Raw genomic sequence first — 17,669 nt, 5'->3', positions numbered from 1 at the left:
GAGCCAGGTGCGGATCTGGTTGGCGGTTGGCCGGACCGATATGCGTCGCGGAATGCAAGGCCTCGCTCTGCAGGTTCAGGAGACGTTGGGCCGGGATCCGCATTTATGCGTCGGGCGGGATTATGTGGCGGAGCCGCCCTGACGCCCGTCAGGGCCGGCCAAGTCCGACTTGCCTCGCCACATAATATTTCATGCCTCTCCCGTGGGCGCGGGATTCCCCTGCGCCACAACACCGGAGGTGCAGGATGCTCGAGTTCTATTTTTCATATTGTGGGGTGCTCAAGCGCCTGCGCAGCGGTGCACTCGGTGGCGAGATGGATCGCCTCGCGGAGCATTTTTTCGCCATGGGGTATAAGCGAGCGTCCGCCAAGATTTACCTGAGCCGGATTGCGCGCTTTAGCCAGTTTGCCGCGACGCGCTGTGGTCCGATGCCGATCCATCAAGATGTCGTCGATAGTTATTTGTGCACGTTTATGACGGATTCTCCACGCATTGGAGCAGCGTCGGCGCTGGGACACGCACTGCGAGTGGCTCCGGAGCGGTTCATTGCTTCCGTTCTCAGTGTAGATGCTGACCCGGATGCTCCGCTTCTGGCTTCCTTTTCGGACTATCTGCGCAGGGTGCGGGGCCTGGAGCCGAAGACCCGCGAAGGTGTTCTTCTGGGCGGCCGCCGCCTTCTGGATTGGTTCCGCCATCACCATCCCGGCCACGACGTCGAGGCGTTGACGGCTGATTACGTCCTCGCTGCTGTCGAGCATCGGCTGTCCCTATCGGCAACCTCCGGCGCCCGCACGGCAGCGACTTCTCACATCCGAACATTCCTTCGGTTTTTATATTGGGCTGGGCACCACGATCAGGATCTCGCCCACGTCGTCCCAAGGACGCCCCATTGGCGTTTGGCGCATCTGCCGCCGCGCCTTGCATGGGATGACGTTCGGCGGGCGATCGACGCGATCGGCGCAACGACGCCGGTCGACATCCGCGATCGAGCCGTCCTGCTGTTACTCGCCACCACGGGTATTCGCAACGGCGAGCTACGCGCCATTCAGCTCCAGGATATCAACTGGCGAGCTAGCGAGGTTTTTGTCCGGCGCACCAAAGGCAAGCGTGATCGGGTGGCGCCGCTCCTCGAGGAGACCGGCGCCGCGCTCGCCGACTACATCTTGCGCGCTCGACCGAAGGTGGATAGCCCATATCTGTTCCTGTCCTTCACGCCGCCCGTGGGACCGTTCAGGTGCGCATCGCCTGTTTCGAGGATCGTGCGGAAGCGGTTGCGGCATGGCGGAGTCGAACTCGGGCGGGTCGCAGGTGCACATCTCCTGCGCCACAGCCTTGCCACCCAGCTCGTCAGGCAGCGAACGCCGATCAACGAGGTCGCCGATCTTCTCGGGCACCGCAGCATCAATACAACAGCGCTGTACGTAAAGGTCGCGGCCTCGCAGCTCGCCGAGGTCGCACTCCCCTTTCCGGGAGGCGTCGCATGACCGCTTTTGCCCGATTCCTCGGCGAGAAGGCCGAGCGTTACATCGAACTGCGCCACTCCCTCGGCTACGCCTTCAGCAAGCAAGCTGGCACGTTGCGGGCTTTCGTCCGCTACGTTGAGCGCGCTCAGCTCGATGCCCCCGCCACCCAGACGATGGCGCTGGACTTCGTGCTGTCGTTCGGCGGCGCCGCCAACGGCCGCGCAACTCGTCACGGCGTGCTCCGCCGATTCTACGAGTATCTCGCCGTCTATGACACCCAAACCGAGGCCTTGGAGCGCAGAGCTTTCCCCAGATCCAGAGCGATTCCGCCTCCGCGTATCCTCAGCGAGGCAGAGTTGGCGTCGCTCATAGACGCATGTGACCGCATTTCGCCAGGAACCCCTCTCAGGGGCCGGACGATGGTGACGGTGATCGGAGTGTTGGCGAGTTCGGGACTGCGATCGGGCGAAGTGGTCAGGCTTGATCGTTCCGACGTCGATCTGTCCAACGGGATTCTCCTCGTTCGGAAGACGAAGTTCCGCAAGGACCGTCTCGTTCCAGTTCACACGACGACCCAAACAGCCCTTCGTCACTACGTGCGTGAGCGCGATGCGGCTTTTCCCACGCCCAAGGACCAGGCCTTCTTCCTCAGCTCCCGAGGCAACCGTCTGTCGGCGAGCGGTCTGCAAAGCGCATTCGCTAAGGTCCGCAAGCTCGCTGGCCTTGATGACGGCAAGCCTTTGAGACCGCACGATCTCAGGCACCGGTTCGCCGTGACCCGTCTTAGCCTCTGGCACGAACAGCGCGCCAACGTTCAGGCGCTTCTGCCTCTGCTTGCCACTTATCTCGGCCACGCCAGCTACAGCGACACCGCCTACTACCTCACTGGCTCTGCGGATCTTCTCGCCATTGCGGCGGAGCGCGCCTTCCTCGATGAAGGTGCAGCATGAGCGAACATTTGCTCCTGGCCTCGCTCCTGGAGTCCTACTTTCGCCGGCGCTTGACCAAGCAGCGCAACGCGACTCCCGCGACCGTGGCCAGCTATCGCGACGCCTTGCGCATGCTGATCCTCTTTGCCGCCGCCCGGTTGCGGAAGAAGCCGGCGGCGTTGACGCTCGAAGAGCTTGATCGAGACCTTGTTCTCGCTTTTCTCGACGAACTCGAGGAGAAGCGGAACAATTCCGTCGCCACGCGCAACGCCCGCCTGGCCGCGATCCGATCTTTTTTCCACCACGTCGCTGCCGCCGACCCGGCGTCCTTCGGCGTCGCCCAACGCGTGCTGACGATTCCCATTAAACGGACGCACATTGAGGTGACGTACCACCTCACCAGGGCCGAAGTGGACACCCTCATCGCGGCGCCTGATCCAAAGACGCCCCGTGGTCGGCGCGACCGCGCCTTTCTGCTCTTCTTGGCACGGACCGGCGCCCGGGTCTCCGAAGCCACCGGCGTTAACGCAAACGACCTTCAGTTGGAGCGCCCGCACCCACAAGTGCTGCTGCGCGGCAAAGGGCGCAGAGACCGCGTCGTCCCCATTCCTAAGGACCTGGCGCGATCGCTGACAACTTTGTTGAGCGAGCGCGGGATCGCCCATCACGAGCCGCGACCGATATTCGTCGGCGCCCGCAACGAGCGTCTGACTCGTTTCGGAGCGACCCATATCGTACGACGTGCGGCCGCCGAGGCCGTGGCTATCAGGCCGGCCTTGGCCGACAAGCCCATATCGCCGCACATCTTCCGGCACTCCCTCGCCATGAAGCTTCTCCAGTCCGGCGTGGACCTTTTAACGATCCAAGCCTGGCTCGGGCACGCACAGGTCGCCACGACCCACCGCTATGCCGCCGCGGATGTCGAGATGATGCGCAACGGACTCGAGAAGGCGGGCGTCGCCGGCGACCACGGCGTGCGTTTCCGACCGAACGACGCCGTTCTGCAACTGCTGAACAGCATCTAAATATTATGTGGCGGAGGCAGTCGGACTTGGCCGGCCCTGACGGGCGTCAGGGCGGCTCCGCCACATAATCCCGCCCGACGCATAAGAACGGATCCGAACCGGCATCGCGCACCAGTGCCAGAAGGCCGTCGGGACCTTTTCTAAAATCGACGGGATGACTGGCGACCAACACCTTCACGCCGGCCGGGATCATGCCTGGCGGACCGCCCGGATAATCCTGGCCAAATGATCCTGGCCGACGTCGGCGCCGGCCCGAATGACCACATCGCCCAAACAGATCTCCACTGCCGAAGACGCCGCTTGGGTGACCTCGACAAAGCCAAGCCGATCCGCATCTCGCCGCGGCGTGACCGCACCGCTCTTGATCGCCTTGCTCCGCCAGCCGAACAGCTGGGCTGGCGCCATCCCCGCTTGTCTGGCGATGGCCGATACATTCGCGCCCGGCTTCAGTGTCGCCTCGATCAGCCGCGACTTCGCTTCCGCCGACCAGCGCCGCCGCGGACGCTGCGGGCTTGCCTCCAGCCGGTTCGGGACCGCCTCAAGGACATGGAAACTTCTATCATCAGGCTTAGGCGCAGACATAGAAATTGACACTGTAAGCTCCTCGGCTTCTTCAGTGTCACTATCTCTCGCTCATCACCTCAAGCCGCGCCAGATGGGGTCGGCTTGGCGCTTACATACGAGCGAGTGATGGCGTTCCACATCAAAAATCCCGAGACCGACGCACTGGCCCGCCGGGTCGCCGCACTTAAGAGGACTGGTCTGACAGAGGCCGTCCATGCCGCGCTCAAGCATGAGCTTGAGCGCGAACAGGCTAGACCGTCCCTCGTAGAGATCGGCGTCAGGTTCTGCCGTGATCTGCGAGCCCGGGGCAAGCCTGATCACGGCAGGCCCGCCGACAAGGCGTTTCGCGACAGCCTGCCGAGAATGACTGATGTTCATCGACGCCTCGGCCCTGACGGCGCTGATGACCAACGAGGATGATGCGCGAACTCCTGGCCGGGACCCGGCGCGGCTGAACGGTGTTGAACCGGACTTTACTTGGCTGGCCACGGTCCAGATTGGATCACGTTCAAGAACCTAAAATGCGGCGGGCTTGCTTCGGATGGTTAAGGCCAGGAGCGCCTCCGAAAGTCGTTTCTTCGCCCGCTCGACCCCGTTCTCGTCGATTGCCTCAACATCGAGGAACAAGTCGAGGCCAGTCGCGTGCTCGCTGATGACCTGAGGGCGCTGGGCGAGTTCACCCAGAAGGCCCTCGACTTCGTAGGGGACAACCTCCCGGCTGATCCCCTTCATGGCAATCGGTGCTAACGGACGCGCCCGGACAAGGTCGCGCACGAGCGCGTAAGTCTCATAGCTGAGGCAGATGCCGCCGGGCTCGGCAATCGACTGCAGACGGGCCGCCAAGTTCGCTTCGGCTCCGATGATCGTGTAGTCCATCCGATCATCGGAACCGAAGTTCCCAACATTGCAATAGCCCGTGTTGATACCCATGCGAGCTCGGAAGGGCCGTTCAACTCCGCGGTCATGCCACACCCTGTTCAACTGCTCCAGCCGACGCTGCATGTCGACAGCCATGCGCAAGCAGGCTCTCGCGTCTTCCTCGATGCCTTGCGTCTCGGGGTCTCCGAAGAACACAAGAAGCGCGTCGCCGATGAACTTGTCGACGGTGGCGCCGTGTTTGAGCGCGATCGTCGACATCTCGGTGAAGTACTCGTTGAGGAGAAGCGTCAGGTCCTCGGGCTGGAGCCGTTCCACGATCGCGGTGAAATCCTTGACGTCGGAGAAAAAGATCGTGAGCTTCTTGCGCTCGGTCGCGATGGTGACGTCCTTCTGGCCGCTGAAGATGCTTTTGTAAATTTGAGGCGAAAGGTATTTGGCGATCTTCAATGAAATCGCGGCCAGGAAGTCGTTTGCCTCCGAAAGCTCCTTGTTGATGCCCTGAACCAACGTGGACTGCCGACGCTGCAGGAGAATGAACGTCAGGCCCGCCGCCGCTGCGAAGCCGAAATATAGAAGCAGATACTTGAAGGTCAGCACGTTCGCAGCGATAGGCTGATTGACTGATATCTCCTGGATCCCTCGGACATCCCCTACCTTCCAGTCCGTCTTGGGGCTGTCCGGGTGTGAGTTATGGCAGGTCACGCAGACTTGTCCCATTACAACAGGGGCCGCGGCGCGGACCTGCCGGTCAAACAGTGAACCCGAGACCTCGATGATCGGCTCCTTCGGGTTGGCGCGCAAAGCCAAGATTGCATTCCGCTCGAACGCATCGAGCTGGTGGGGCGCGCGACCTTTGAAAGGCAGATCCGAGACGAACCGATATTTGACCGAGCCGTCGTGAGCGCTGATGCGCTTGCCGAGTTCGATCGAGAGGGTTGCTGGAATAGGGATCGCGCCTGGCACGTCCCGGTAGTTGTGCGTCGCAGTCACGGCGCCGTTAGCTTGCAGCACGCGTCCCACGACGTCGCTGCCGTAGAATCCGCGCATTTCGTCGATGATCCGGCTGATTTCGCTGGCTTGCCTGCGCAGCATCCGTTCCGACAGGTCTCGGAGGTCGAGCCAGGCTGCGACGGGCAGACCGATAAGGCCGATGACCACTGCCGCCACCAGGAGCGGTCCCATGGTGCGCTGCTGGCGCGCAATCTGTTCACCCAGTCCAGCCATTGTGCAAGCGCCCGGCCGTCATTAGTATCTGAACTATAGCTCATTCCCGGCACGGTACCAGAGTCAGTCTTGGCTCGATGAAAACACGTCAGCCCTGCAATGTCGGAACGACCTTGAGCGGTTGTTGCGAAGCCCCGACCCTCACAGCGGATTTCGCAATCTGGCGCTAGACGGGGATGTCGCAAAGTCGGTTATGGCCCGGAATGCGCTCCGCGATAACCGCTCAGGGCCCAAAAATTCACCTCTGGCAAGGTTGGGACTTCTGCGGTCGGAGAGCGGGTCGGAGAAGAAAGTGTCCCGCAAAACGTATCCGCGCGTCGGTCGCACTATGGAATGGGACACCGCGGCGGGGTGACGCGCGCTGCTGGCAGCATGACGCGCACCTGAATGGTGCGCCGCTCGCCTGCGGTAAGCGCAACCAGAGCGACGACGAGGATTTCGCCAATTCGCATTTCGTTGCCAGCGGCAAGGCTGCCACAGTCGCTTAGCCACCATGATTGAACTCCGATGCCATCCCGGCTCGTCGCCCGCGCAAATGACGCTGTCGCGCACGCGACGCCTGAGTGAAGCACTTATTTTCAGCCGAACCCTTGTGGCTGGAGTAACCATCCGGTGTGGCTCGTGGCATAGGCGGTTTCGCGTGTCAGACTGCTTGCATGGAGATCGACACCGACAAGATCGACGACGCCGTTCTGGGCCTGCTTTGGCTGACGCTGCATGAAGAGAGGCGCGCCTGGAAGGGTTTGGATTGGAATGCTCTGGATCGCTTGCACGAGAAGGGGCTGATCGCGAATCCGGCAAACAAGGCGAAGTCAGTGGTTCTGACAGATGAAGGACTGCGGCGTGCTGAGGAGCTATTCCGAACCCTGTTCACTCGCCCGGCGCCCTGAGCCAGAGCGCGGGACGGGCGCCTGCGAGCTGATAGCGCACATGGCTGAATTTCGACACCGGCGGCGCGCTGACCGCAGGCGGGACGGCCAGTGCTCTCGCCGTACGGCCAAATTCGTCTACGCCAACGGGCGCATCCAACTGTTAAGGCAGTGGCAGAGAACACCGCAGCCGCGGCCCTCAATGTCAACGGCATTGACGCGAAGTCCATCCGCAAATGCTTTCTGCCGGCGAATCGGCGTTGCCCGGGCCGAGTTGCAGGCAGGCAGCGGGCCTGCGCCCGCTGCTGGCACATGGGATGTTGAAGAGGCAGATTACCGCAAGCAATGTGTCATTATGGCTGCGGATTTCCGAAGGCAGGTTTCTCAAGCACGAGCACATGACTACCAAGAGGCGATGTGTGAGTGCTCTTCACCTGGAACCCCTCGTCAGAAAGCGTTTCGATGAATTCGCCATCCGTTCCAGGCGGAACGCGGGCAACGACGTTTGAGGTGCGCCTCACAATATTGGAAAGCACCCTTCGCGCCTTGCCTGGGCCGATGTTGCGCTGCATGTGCTGATAGACGGCCAGCAGCAGGACGATATCGTATTTCGGTAGAAGGATATTGCCGAGGCGCCGGCTGCCGAGATTCAGGCGATCGAACCGGGCATGTACCGGGGAGCCGCTCAATAACATTTTTGCAGTCTCGATGTGCGGCTTGGCGATGTCGATCCCGTGGATCGAGCTGGGTTTCAGCTTGGATATCTCATAGGCGACAACACCCATATTGCAGCCAACATCGAGAATGGATTTTCCGGCGTAGTCGACCTTTGCGGAGAATAGTCCGTCAAGTCTGTCGTCCCACGTTCCGGCAAAACCCCTTTTGAATCTTGACCACCACAAATTATCAGCTCCTTTGGGAAGAGCCCCCTTGAGCGCCTCCTACCACGAGAGAATTAATGGTCGATACCCTTTCAACTGGAATTGATCACATTGACGAACCAAGGCAGGGACGTGTGCGGCCGCGTCACAACCCCATCACCTTGAGTGCCGCGGGAACCGCATAGCGGCTGCCGTCATAGCGCATCCGGTAGGTCCGCTTCACAGGCTTGCCAGGATGGGACTGGCATTCGCCATTCTGGTCGGGGGAGGGATTGTCGGTATCCGTCCGCTCGACCGCAATGATGTCATGACAGCCGTGGTGGCGCGCCGGGCTCATCGTCAGCCTGACCTGGCTGGAATGGAAGGATCCGGCGCAACTGGCATCGCCTTCGCCGCCAGTGCCGGCCACCACGAGACCGTCGAGCACCACGCGCAGCGCACCGCCGGCGAGGGCATAGAGCCGCAGGTCGGTTTCAGTGAAGGGATTGGCCTGCGAATGGTTTGCCATTTCGATGCGCAGGCCGAAGGCGGTGACCTCAGGGGCCATTGCATAGCGGCCGGTGTCGAATTCCACCTTACGGATCGCGATGGCATCATCGGTCATCAGTCCAGGCTGGAGCAGGCGCTGGCGCACACGCAGCGTATTCCTGTCGACGACCAGAAGCTCGATATCGCCGACATGCAGGTGGTCGCCGTTAGCGCTGTCAATCAGCGGTACCGCGACCAAAAGCAGGTCGTCATGAGCCGGCCAGATCTTGCAGGCCAGGCCGAATGGCGCATCGCTCTCCGGGAGCGTCGAGGCGATGCTGGTATGGGGTTCAAGCGTGAACGAGGTGCCGTCGGCGCTCTTTCGGGCCTTGGGATAGGCCTGCTGCACCAGCGCGGCGGCATCGCCGCAATCGCCCGCCGCGGCCTTGGCGGGCGATAGGCTGGTCAGGCAGAGGAAGAAGACAGGCAACAGGATTCGCATGAGGTTCTCACGTCACAGCGCCGGATGCGGGCAGGCATGTCTACGCGAGATTGCTGGCGGCGCACAGGGGTGCGCGGAAAGTGCGGCTAACGAGGCCTCGATGAACTGCTGAATCGAGAGAGCTCGTTTGAGTTCCCTACGACGCATGCCCCCAGTGCTGAACCCGGTCATCCACGGACCGACTGTACTGGCAGATCAAGATGTGTGGCTGGGTCGGCCGCGGATCGAGCCCTTGTACCGCCCATGAACCGTTTCACATCGGCCTCCCTCCAAAGCCGGGACCAGGCGCATTTGTCGCCAAGATAATCTCGACTAGAGGATTGCCTCTGGCGTCGGCAGCCTGAAAGAAAGCAAAGGCGCTCGCTTCCTTTCGAAGATGTAGGAGCTCGGCCTCCATACCCCTCGACCGAATTCCGTTAACGGGGCCAGTGCGCGGGTGCGGGCTGAGAAATGGGGTGCCGCTAAGGGGTTCGGAGCGACCGCTCGGCACACAAGGCCGGGATACTGGCGACCCTATGGCGCCTTGGAAAAGCAGCACTGCCTCGGCGCGACCCCGGTTTGATCCGTCGTTGTGGCTGGGCTGGTTGGCTCGTGGGTTTCGCGCGCACGACCGAGCGGAGCGACCAACGCGATGACGAGGATTCGCCAACCTGCATTTCATCGCCAGCGGCAAGGCCACCATCCGCGCTTAGCCAGCCTGCTGGACCCGCTCCCGGGGTCATCGCCCGCGCTATTGACCCAGCCGCATAAAAAGCATCCTGCCGCAGAATAGCTGATACGCAGTGGCGATGATCAGCTCTTTTGCTGGTCAGCCCAATTACCGGGATCCCAATCCCGAATTCAAAAGGCGATCTTCACACCCAGCTTGCCGCTGACGGTTGAACTGTCTTGAGACCACTTACCGCGAATTTCGCTGCTGAGCATTATCGATTGAGACATTTTCAGGTTGAAGCCGGACGACAGTGCAGCCGAAAAGTCCGCGTCATCAAAGTCACTCTCTCTACCGTCGGCGCTTGCCGTGTTGGAATAGCCGAAGCGCTCCTGGATATCCAATCGCGCATAGGGGCTGATCACCATGCCATTGCCGAGCAGAAAATCAGCGTAGACTCCAGGTTCGAATTTGACTGCGCCAAACGACAACCGGCTCTTTCCATAGACAGTGTCAAAGCTGTCTGTGTATCCATCGCCGGTAAAGATGACGCCCAACAATCCGCCGCGGATGTCGAGTCGCACCCGATCGGTCAGGTTGAAGATGCGACCAATTGAGCCTGTCAGTGCATAGCCCTGTGTGTCGTAGCTGCCGAAAGTGCGTGCCGCCCTTTCGATGTCGGTGTTCCCAAGGAACGCAGATGCTGCCACGAGCGCATAACTTGTGCCGCGTCGAATGAGCCCGTAGCCGCCGAACATCCCACTTCTGTTGGTTGCTTCACCCTCCCCGATGAACCCGAATGCGTCGGAATCGACTTTGGCCGAGGCATACCCGGCGAACAGGCCGAGGTTCAGCCCATGCTCGCTGCCGAATCCAAAACGCTTTGCGGCATTGAAGTCGACGCTGATGGCAGCGGAGAATTCATCTACGCGGAAGCTCGGCCCATCAAGGACGCCCAAGCTATTCGAAATCGAGAAGCCGTCATGTTCCGTGCGAGCCAACTGACCGGAAGCGAAAACACCGAACGGCGTCGACTGAGCGAGCGGAACCCCGTTCGCGAGGCCGACGTCCGCTTCGACTACGCTGTCAACTACATCACCAAGCGCCCCCAAAGACGTGTCGACAATTACGCTGTTGGTCGCACCTCCAAGATAGCAGTTCGTGTCCAGAAAGATGCCCTCACTGTCGATAATGCAGGCGCTTGCCTGAGAAGGCAGTAAGATCAATGCAGCGGCAAACGAGAATATGCCCGCTGCGCATAAGCGCCGAGCGAAGCTTTCCTTCATTGTCCTTTCCCCTCTTAACTACAAAGCTAATGTAATAAGGGATGCGATACGCAGAAGATTCTCAATGCAATATCTGGCTGTGGCAGCGTGGGTGCAACATATTGCACCGGCGCTGGCAAGAGTGTAGCAGGTTCTCGCCGCTCGGGATATGGGTTTTGTACATTGCTCGATTTCTGCTTGCTAGAACCTGCGGCGGAGCTTGCCGACCGGATCTGTCGATTGCACGCGCCAGCGCTACTTTGTCGGATGATCACTGCGTCAAGAAAGCGGGCTAGCACCACCCTTGCGCTTTCTTTGAGGTGATTTCTGGTGTAAAAAAACCGCTGCACTCCGAGACATAAGTTTCACGCGCAAGAGTAGCGTGAGCCGGTTCGACACTTCGACGACTCTGAGATTGTCGCATGCTGAAACGAGCCTGTTACATGACCCACAGTCCCTTCCTGCGCATCATAATGGTTCTGCTGGTGACACTGGTTGGATCGGTACGCGCTCAAGCGGCGGTCGAAGATGAACCAACGCCACAGTCAAGCAAGCGGCTCGCCATTGTCATCGGCAACTCCGATTACCAAAGTGTTCGTCTCCCACACTTGCCCAATGCGGTGAACGACGCCACAAGGCTTTCCGAAAGCCTGGGAAGGCTGAATTTTGATGTGCTGCTGGGAGTGGATCTCTCCCTTGCCGGTTTCGGCAAGCTCTTTCGCCAGGCCGATGGCAAGCTTGTGGGCGCCAGCGCGGTGCTGATTTTCTACGCCGGGCATGGCGTGCAGCTTCAGGGCGAGAATTACCTGCTGCCGGTCGACACGCCCGATCCTGAAACCATCGGGGAACTGACTGCGAAAGCAATCAAGCTCAACGACCTGATCGCACGATTCTCAAGTCGGGAACGGCAGACCTTCATTTTCCTCGACGCGTGCCGAAACAACCCGATGGGCAAAGGCCCAAGTGTAATGGATGGGCTTGCGCAGGTCGAAGTGGGCGAAAACACGTTTGTTGCCTTTGCAACCCAGCCAGGCAACATCACGGCGGACGGCTCGGGAGACAACAGCCCGTTCACCACAGCCCTTTTGAAGAATGTCGAGATCCCAGGGCTCAGCATTTCGGACATGATGATCCGCGTGCGCAACGAGACTGAAGCACTCACTGTCGGTCGTCAGGTCCCGTGGGATCAGTCCAACCTTCGCGAGCAGTTTTACTTCACCGAGCAGCAAGTGCTCGACCCGGCTCAGTTGAGCGCCAGCTTGTCGCGCATCCTGTCGGATCCTGTCGCGAAGCAAAGACTCCAGGTAGAACTTGCTTCCAACGACTTGCAGACTGCGGTGATTATCGTGGGACAGACTTTACGATCGCTGGAGGCTTCGGCGCCATCCGGCGCGTCAGCCGATGCGGTTGGTACGGAGATTGCCAGCCTCGAAGGGGCCCGGAAAAGTGTGATCTCCGGTCTCGAAACTTTGATCGTTGGCACGCAGGCTGGTGCAACGAAGCCTGAAAAACAAGCCGAGCTCGTACGCAGTGTCCAGACAGAATTGCGCCGCCTAGGTTGTTATCGAATGACCGTCGACGGAGATTGGGGCAAGGGCTCGCTCCATGCTCTCAGCACGTATTACAAGAACACCAAGCGAATAACGTCGGCCACCGAGCCGACCGTTGAACTTCTGGGGGAGCTCTTTTTGCACTCCGGCCGCGTCTGCAAAGACCCTGTGACCGTACCGCAGAGGCCCAGGCGAGCAAGTGTCGCCTCAGATGTTGCGCCCGTGCGGAAAAAGGGTGCTCCCAGCCGAAAAAATCCCAGAAACTCGCAGCCGCAATCCTCGCCTCCCGCAGCTGCTCCTCCCGATATCAATGGCGGAATTGGGATTGGCGGCGTTTTCTAGAGAAGCCATTGTTCCACGCGTACCCTTCTTGTCACGCGACCACAGCATGGCGTGATTTGGGCCCGCCTGCCGCAGCTAAACAACCTGGCTCGTACCGATCGCTGTTCCGGCGATCCGTTCCGCGTATATGAACGCGATTGTCTGGTGAGGTCTTCCGGACCGGAGAAGGTTGGATACGAGTTCCTCCCCCTCCGCCATACACTCGGACCCAACAATCTTGCCTCGGCTCGATGGTGCACGAACCGCGCAGAACCGCCGGGCTTTTCAATTCTAGCTGCCGGGACAATCGTCAAAATGCCGCTTCGCTGGGCAACGGGAACGAGTTTGCTTACGACGGCCCCCGTAGTGCTCAATCCGGTCGACTGTACTAGCCGAGATATGGTTTGGCGCGGGCGCGGGTCCAGCTCTGTGTCGCCGTGAACTGTTCGTTACCCGGATTTGATCCGTCGCTGTGCTTGAACTGGCAGGCTCGTAAGTGGCGCGTGGCCGACCGAGCAGAGCGCCAGGGATCGGAAGAGCACGCCTGGAGGTGTGACAGACGTTGCAGACACTCGGTCCCTGATGTAATTTAGCATTCGATCAAGTGAGGAATATGCCCGCTGTCGCGACGGCTTTTCTCTCTTTCTGTCTCGGCAGATTGCATGCTCTCTGACGGACCTTGCTACCACATGCTGTGTTCTTGTGGGCGAGGCAATAGCGTTCAAGGGAATTGCCATGCTCCGACTTTGCGGAATCATCGCAGCCTTCCTCCTCGCGAGCTTCACGACCTTTGAGGCTAGCGCCGACCGAAGGGTCGCCTTTGTCATCGGCAACTCGGAGTACCGACAATTCCCGGCACTCAAAAACCCGGCCAGGGATGCCGAGGACGTATCGAAAACGTTTCGACTGGCCGGTTTTGAGGTCTTCGTCGCAAGCGATCTGACCAAGCTGCAGTTCGAGGAGCAGTTTCGCAACTATCTGGCCGCAGTCGACGGCGCCGACCTAGCCGTCGTCTACTATTCCGGTCACGGCTTCCAGATCGGCGGCGAAAACTTCCTGATTCCGGTCGATGCCTCCTTGAAGCAGGCGGCAGACATCGAAGTCCAGGCCATCAAGCTCAACGATGTGCTGGAACAGTTGCGTTCGAAATCGAAGATCCAGGTGATCATCCTCGATGCCTGCCGCAACAATCCGTTCCCACGCAAGAATTACTGGCTGAGGGACCAGCTCATTACTGCCGGCAACGCCGGGCTCGCACAGGTGAGGAGCTCGCTGAACACCCTGATTGCGTTTGCCACCGAACCCGGGGCGGCGGCTTATGACGGCGCCGGCGAACTCAGTCCGTTTTCGGCAGCGTTTTCCCGTCGCGCGCTGGCCCCGAACCAGGAGATCCGCACCGTAATGGCGGCGGTGCGCCGCGATGTGGTGGAAGCCACAAACGGCCTCCAAGTTCCCTGGGAGAACTCGTCGCTGATCGACGAGGTCGTGCTAATGCGCCGCAGCAATCGCCCCTCGCTGCCGCCGGTGCTGGAGAAGGTCGTGCTGTCGGGAGTGGGACCCGTCGGCTTGGGCCTGCCCGAACCGATCGACGTCGACGGCGGCACGATCACATTGAGCATCGAAAGACCGCCTGCCTTGGGGCGCCTGATGCTGGACGGCAAGCCTGTCGAGGTGGGCGTGCCGATCCAAGGCAAGGACCTGCCCCATTTGCAGATGGATGTTCCCAAGGGTGTCGCTACGCAGGAAGAGGTGGATATGCTTGCCTATGCCACGCATGACGACTGGGGAGGCCAAACCCAAGGCATCGTGGTATTTCGGGTCAAGAGCGGCGAAGGCGCGCAAGGCGAAGAGATCATGGCCTCGCTCGAAGCCGAGCAGAAGCAGAACGTGCTGGAGCGCGGCATTCATATCACCGGTGCGGCCGAGGCGCTCGAAAACCGAAATTTCAATGTTCCCGTGGGTGTCGGTCCGGTTGCGCTGAACCTTGACTTCCCGACCGATGATCCCGCCGTCAGCCTGAAAGTTTCGGGTTATCCGGCAACGGGAACGCTCTCGCTGCCGGATCGAACCCTGGCGCCCGACTCGAGCCTGAGGTCCGGTGAAGTCGACCGGCTGCGCTACGAACCCCAGATCGGCGCCGAAGCCACGGTCGAGGTTGGCTTCGAAATCCGGGCGGACAGCAGATCATCCAAGCCCGCCACAATGAAACTGTCGCCGACAGTCGATCCGTGCGATACGGCTGCCGGCGAACCTCTCGACCTGCAAGGCGTCGTCCCCGGCTTGCTGCCGAACGAAATAGGCACCAGCGCGGCAGAGCTTTGCGAGGCCGCCGTGAAGGCTTATCCCGCCGTTCCGCGCTTCCGCTATGAACTGGGGCGCGCGCTCCTTGCGGCAGGCAAGGTCGACGAGGGCAGGACAGCCATCGAGGAAGCCGCAAAGAAGGGACACGTCCGTGCCGTGTTCGAGCTCGGCTACATGTATGCGACGGGAACCGGAATGGCCGTCGACCGCGCACAGGCCAACGCGCTTTATGCGGCGGCGTCGGACAAGGGGGATCCCTATGGCATGACGTCGTGGGGTCGCGCCTTGTTCAATGGGTATGGCGTCAAACCTGATACCAGCAAGGGTTTGGACCTGCTGCTCAAGGCAGCGGCGATGGGGCACACCTATGCAATGAACGATCTTGCCGCAATCTTCACCGAGGGCCGCAACGGCGTGACCGCCGATCCGGCCCGCGCCGTTGCGTTTCTGCAGGCCGGCGTCCAGCGGCAGGATATGTATTCGATGAACCTGCTCGGCCGCAATTACTTGTCTGGGCAGGGCGTGGAGAAGGATCCGAAAGAGGCGCTGGCGCTTTTTCAGAAGGCAATCGATCTCGGCCAGCCCTACGCTCCGGGCAGCCTCGCACGCATGTATCGGGACGGTGTCGACGTGGAACGGAACCTAGCGGAAGCGCAAAGATTGTTCGAAATTGGGATCGCGCGGGGCGATCAGTTCGCAGCTTTCGATCGCGCGGCCCTCGAATTGCAAAAGGGCGACAAGGCGGATCAGGCCGTTGCAGTGCGTTTCCTCGCGTTTGCGGCTGCGCTCGACCTGCGCAAGGAACTGCCGGACGTCCAAAGGACGCTGGCAAAATTCGGATCGAAGCCGAAAACGGTGGCGTTGAAGCAGCTGCACCAGGAACTGAAATCGAAGATCCCCGGGTCCGGTTCACTCGACACTCAACTGGTTCGCGCGGCCAGACGAGTCTGGGAAGAAGCCAATCCGCGTCGGGACTTGTTTTGATCAAGGAGGAGGCAATGGTGGAAAGGGCATTGAAGCGAGCAATCATCGGAACAACGCTATCCGGCGTCCTGGCGGGCCTCATGGGCTGCAATTCTCTGACACCCAAATTTGAACCGACGGCGCTGGTCGGCACGCCCCCGCCGAAGGTCGTTCGCAGGGTTCCTCCGCCAAAGGTCGTCAAGCCCGCTCCCAAACCCAGGGCCGCCAAGAAAGTGATTATACCGGTTGAAGAGGAGCCTGTTCCTGCGCCTGTCATCATTCCTCCTTCGGGCGGGAGCGGCGGGAGCGGAGGCGGGGGAGGCGGCTGGGGGGGGTGATCAGGTCAGGTGTGAGGGCCAAAGAAGGATCGCACGACCGTAGCGTTCCGTGGCCTTTGATCGATTCAGGAGGACCAGTAAGGCACCGCCGGACGAAACGGGCGGCAAACAGATATGTTCAACCTACCGCCACCGCGCCACACCTCGACTGTACCAGATGTTCCGGTTCCTGAACCAGGAGGTTGCGCCATTTCCTGACGCCTAAGAAAGAGAGACAAAGTCCGGATCGGCACATATTGTCCTTCGCAATGTCGTCCGCTGGATGCTTGCCCAGCTGACCTCGACTCGCACGTTGCCAAAGCGCTTCTTTCACCTCACATGTCTATTTCCGCGCTGTCGCCGTTATCATGCCCACCTGAAGCGACATGGAGCCGTCCACCACGAACTGCTGCCATTGCGCAGATGTCCCGCTCGAGCGCATCGCGTTTCACCGGGTCGGCTTGAGCGACCAACACGCGCTTTATGATTGCTTCAAGCTCTGATCGGGCGCGTTGCCCGACCGGCTCGTTGTGCGGGAGGGACTGATTTGACTCTATGGCCCAGCAGGAGCAGTGGCAGCCGGAGGGCAGCGCCGCGGGACTCTACGAGCGCTACCATTATGACGGCAGGAACGAAGAAGCAGTAGTAGTCATGGACCGAAGCTATGCCTTCAATCACGCCCAGCATGGCGCGGACATAGGCGAACTCCCGCGAAAGGTTTGACAGCGCAGATCAGCGCAAGATGTCCGACAGGCTCTCGGGCTTCTTCTCGCCAAGCGTCAGATCAAGGCCCGACAGCAGGTCGACGAGATGGCTTCGCATCAGGTCGGACGCGTCTTTTGCGTCGTGTTTTTCGATGGCATCGACAAGGGCGTGATGGGCCTGGCTTTCGCAGGTGGTGTCGCGGCGGCGCCAGTAGAGCGCGATGATCAGCGACGACCGCGACAGCAGGTCTTTGACGAAGCCGGTTAGGATCGAATGGCCGGCGATTTCGGCGATGCCGACATGGAATTTTGCCGACAGCATGATGGCGTCGCTGTCGCGGCCGGCATGCAGGGCCTCGTGCTCTTTTTCGAGATGAAGCCGCAGTTGCGCGATCTCGGCCGGCTTTGCCAGTTCGGCGGCAAGCGCCGCGACCTTGGGCTCGATCAGCGCCCGCGCTTCGAACACCTCGCGCGCTTCCTGCTTGGTCGGCTGGGCGACGAACGCGCCGCGGTTCGGCTCGAGCCGAGCCAAGCGGTCATGCGACAGCGCCTGCAGCGCCGCGCGTATCACCGCGCGGCTCACCGAATAGATCGAGGCGAGTTCGTCCTCGGGTAGTTTTGTGCCCGGTGCGAGGCGGTGGCTGACGATGGCGTCGCGCAGGCCGGCATAGACCGGAAACCAGCGCATCGTCGGCTTGTCGCCATCCCGTGGCTTTGGCCCAAGCAGGTCCATCGTCTCATTGTCCCGGCGGCCGGATCGCATAGCGGCGCGAACACCGCGTTTCCGGCCGGACA

Annotated in this window: 15 protein-coding genes and 1 pseudogene; 10 read left to right on the top strand and 6 right to left on the bottom strand. The window is 60.8% G+C overall.

The window, feature by feature from the left end; all coding sequences use genetic code 11:
• The first annotated feature begins 40 nt into the window (after nucleotides 1-40).
• The 4 genes from NKI47_RS19935 (at nucleotide 41) to NKI47_RS19920 (ending at nucleotide 3,417) form a co-directional block, all read left to right on the top strand.
• The gene (locus NKI47_RS19935) at nucleotides 41-142 is read left to right on the top strand and encodes a hypothetical protein (RefSeq protein WP_502898057.1); all 102 of its coding nucleotides are present in this window, start codon (nucleotides 41-43) and stop codon (nucleotides 140-142) included.
• 103 nt (nucleotides 143-245) lie between these two features.
• Nucleotides 246-1,484, top strand: a complete 1,239-nt coding sequence (locus tag NKI47_RS19930) for a site-specific integrase (RefSeq protein ID WP_352592957.1) — start codon at nucleotides 246-248, stop codon at nucleotides 1,482-1,484.
• Nucleotides 1,481-2,413, top strand: coding sequence for a tyrosine-type recombinase/integrase (locus NKI47_RS19925; RefSeq protein WP_352592954.1), 933 nt, complete (start codon nucleotides 1,481-1,483; stop codon nucleotides 2,411-2,413). The genes NKI47_RS19930 and NKI47_RS19925 overlap by 4 nt, the downstream gene beginning before the upstream one ends.
• On the top strand, nucleotides 2,410-3,417 hold the full coding sequence (locus NKI47_RS19920; RefSeq protein WP_352592951.1) for a tyrosine-type recombinase/integrase: 1,008 nt from the start codon (nucleotides 2,410-2,412) through the stop codon (nucleotides 3,415-3,417). Before NKI47_RS19925 ends, NKI47_RS19920 begins: the two co-directional genes overlap by 4 nt.
• Nucleotides 3,418-3,606: 189 nt before the next feature.
• Here the strand turns inward: NKI47_RS19920 and NKI47_RS19915 are convergent, their stop codons facing one another.
• Nucleotides 3,607-4,011 (bottom strand): transposase, encoded by a 405-nt coding sequence (locus NKI47_RS19915; protein ID WP_352578752.1) that lies wholly within the window; start codon nucleotides 4,009-4,011, stop codon nucleotides 3,607-3,609.
• 96 nt (nucleotides 4,012-4,107) lie between these two features.
• Between NKI47_RS19915 and NKI47_RS19910 the strand changes: the two genes are divergently transcribed.
• Together NKI47_RS19910 and NKI47_RS19905 are read left to right on the top strand one after the other, a co-directional pair.
• Nucleotides 4,108-4,401 (top strand): type II toxin-antitoxin system VapB family antitoxin, encoded by a 294-nt coding sequence (locus NKI47_RS19910; protein ID WP_352592948.1) that lies wholly within the window; start codon nucleotides 4,108-4,110, stop codon nucleotides 4,399-4,401.
• The gene (locus NKI47_RS19905) at nucleotides 4,352-4,501 is read left to right on the top strand and encodes a hypothetical protein (protein WP_352473299.1); all 150 of its coding nucleotides are present in this window, start codon (nucleotides 4,352-4,354) and stop codon (nucleotides 4,499-4,501) included. The genes NKI47_RS19910 and NKI47_RS19905 overlap by 50 nt, the downstream gene beginning before the upstream one ends.
• On the opposite strand, the gene NKI47_RS19900 is transcribed toward NKI47_RS19905, so the two are convergent.
• A complete protein-coding gene (locus NKI47_RS19900) occupies nucleotides 4,498-6,084 on the bottom strand; it encodes an adenylate/guanylate cyclase domain-containing protein (RefSeq protein WP_352592945.1) in 1,587 nt (528 codons plus the stop codon). The genes NKI47_RS19905 and NKI47_RS19900 overlap by 4 nt on opposite strands.
• A 307-nt stretch (nucleotides 6,085-6,391) precedes the next feature.
• Between NKI47_RS19900 and NKI47_RS19895 the strand changes: the two are divergent.
• A pseudogene (locus tag NKI47_RS19895) lies at nucleotides 6,392-6,572 on the top strand (3'(2'),5'-bisphosphate nucleotidase CysQ); the annotation flags it as partial.
• Nucleotides 6,573-6,740: 168 nt separating this feature from the next.
• Complete coding sequence (locus NKI47_RS19890) at nucleotides 6,741-6,974, top strand: DUF6429 family protein (protein ID WP_352592943.1); 234 nt, start codon at nucleotides 6,741-6,743, stop codon at nucleotides 6,972-6,974.
• A gap of 332 nt (nucleotides 6,975-7,306) precedes the next feature.
• Here NKI47_RS19890 and NKI47_RS19885 read toward each other — a convergent pair whose 3' ends face one another.
• The 3 genes from NKI47_RS19885 to NKI47_RS19875 form a co-directional block, all read right to left on the bottom strand.
• Entirely contained in the window at nucleotides 7,307-7,855 is a 549-nt protein-coding gene (locus NKI47_RS19885; RefSeq protein WP_156948240.1) for a class I SAM-dependent methyltransferase, read from the bottom strand.
• 124 nt (nucleotides 7,856-7,979) lie between these two features.
• Complete coding sequence (locus NKI47_RS19880; RefSeq protein WP_352592940.1) at nucleotides 7,980-8,804, bottom strand: PA3715 family protein; 825 nt, start codon at nucleotides 8,802-8,804, stop codon at nucleotides 7,980-7,982.
• 840 nt (nucleotides 8,805-9,644) lie between these two features.
• A complete protein-coding gene (locus NKI47_RS19875; protein WP_352592937.1) occupies nucleotides 9,645-10,739 on the bottom strand; it encodes an autotransporter domain-containing protein in 1,095 nt (364 codons plus the stop codon).
• A 422-nt stretch (nucleotides 10,740-11,161) separates the two neighbouring features.
• On the opposite strand from NKI47_RS19875, the gene NKI47_RS19870 reads away from it, so the two are divergent.
• Nucleotides 11,162-12,610 carry a caspase family protein gene (locus NKI47_RS19870; protein WP_352592934.1) on the top strand — a complete coding sequence of 483 codons (1,449 nt, stop codon included), beginning with the start codon at nucleotides 11,162-11,164 and terminating at the stop codon, nucleotides 12,608-12,610.
• 714 nt (nucleotides 12,611-13,324) lie between these two features.
• The gene (locus tag NKI47_RS19865; RefSeq protein ID WP_352592931.1) at nucleotides 13,325-15,874 is read left to right on the top strand and encodes a caspase family protein; all 2,550 of its coding nucleotides are present in this window, start codon (nucleotides 13,325-13,327) and stop codon (nucleotides 15,872-15,874) included.
• A 1,028-nt stretch (nucleotides 15,875-16,902) separates the two neighbouring features.
• Here the strand turns inward: NKI47_RS19865 and NKI47_RS19860 are convergent.
• A complete protein-coding gene (locus NKI47_RS19860; RefSeq protein ID WP_352592978.1) occupies nucleotides 16,903-17,607 on the bottom strand; it encodes a GntR family transcriptional regulator in 705 nt (234 codons plus the stop codon).
• Between the last annotated feature and the right edge of the window lie 62 nt (nucleotides 17,608-17,669).

Source organism: Mesorhizobium sp. M0633 (assembly GCF_040320645.1).
Classification (GTDB): domain Bacteria; phylum Pseudomonadota; class Alphaproteobacteria; order Rhizobiales; family Rhizobiaceae; genus Mesorhizobium.
Note: the sequence above shows the minus strand (reverse complement) of the source record. Positions and strands in the feature narration are given on the sequence as shown.

What these genes read in the sequence shown, in the direction of transcription:
- NKI47_RS19935 (WP_502898057.1), top strand. Translation starts at nt 41, where the DNA reads ATGCGTCGCGGAATGCAAGGCCTCGCTCTGCAGGTTCAGGAGACGTTG.
- NKI47_RS19930 (WP_352592957.1), top strand. Translation starts at nt 246, where the DNA reads ATGCTCGAGTTCTATTTTTCATATTGTGGGGTGCTCAAGCGCCTGCGC.
- NKI47_RS19925 (WP_352592954.1), top strand. Translation starts at nt 1,481, where the DNA reads ATGACCGCTTTTGCCCGATTCCTCGGCGAGAAGGCCGAGCGTTACATC.
- NKI47_RS19920 (WP_352592951.1), top strand. Translation starts at nt 2,410, where the DNA reads ATGAGCGAACATTTGCTCCTGGCCTCGCTCCTGGAGTCCTACTTTCGC.
- NKI47_RS19910 (WP_352592948.1), top strand. Translation starts at nt 4,108, where the DNA reads ATGGCGTTCCACATCAAAAATCCCGAGACCGACGCACTGGCCCGCCGG.
- NKI47_RS19905 (WP_352473299.1), top strand. Translation starts at nt 4,352, where the DNA reads ATGTTCATCGACGCCTCGGCCCTGACGGCGCTGATGACCAACGAGGAT.
- NKI47_RS19900 (WP_352592945.1), bottom strand. Translation starts at nt 6,084, where the DNA reads ATGGCTGGACTGGGTGAACAGATTGCGCGCCAGCAGCGCACCATGGGA.
- NKI47_RS19890 (WP_352592943.1), top strand. Translation starts at nt 6,741, where the DNA reads ATGGAGATCGACACCGACAAGATCGACGACGCCGTTCTGGGCCTGCTT.
- NKI47_RS19880 (WP_352592940.1), bottom strand. Translation starts at nt 8,804, where the DNA reads ATGCGAATCCTGTTGCCTGTCTTCTTCCTCTGCCTGACCAGCCTATCG.
- NKI47_RS19875 (WP_352592937.1), bottom strand. Translation starts at nt 10,739, where the DNA reads ATGAAGGAAAGCTTCGCTCGGCGCTTATGCGCAGCGGGCATATTCTCG.
- NKI47_RS19870 (WP_352592934.1), top strand. Translation starts at nt 11,162, where the DNA reads ATGACCCACAGTCCCTTCCTGCGCATCATAATGGTTCTGCTGGTGACA.
- NKI47_RS19865 (WP_352592931.1), top strand. Translation starts at nt 13,325, where the DNA reads ATGCTCCGACTTTGCGGAATCATCGCAGCCTTCCTCCTCGCGAGCTTC.
- NKI47_RS19860 (WP_352592978.1), bottom strand. Translation starts at nt 17,607, where the DNA reads ATGGACCTGCTTGGGCCAAAGCCACGGGATGGCGACAAGCCGACGATG.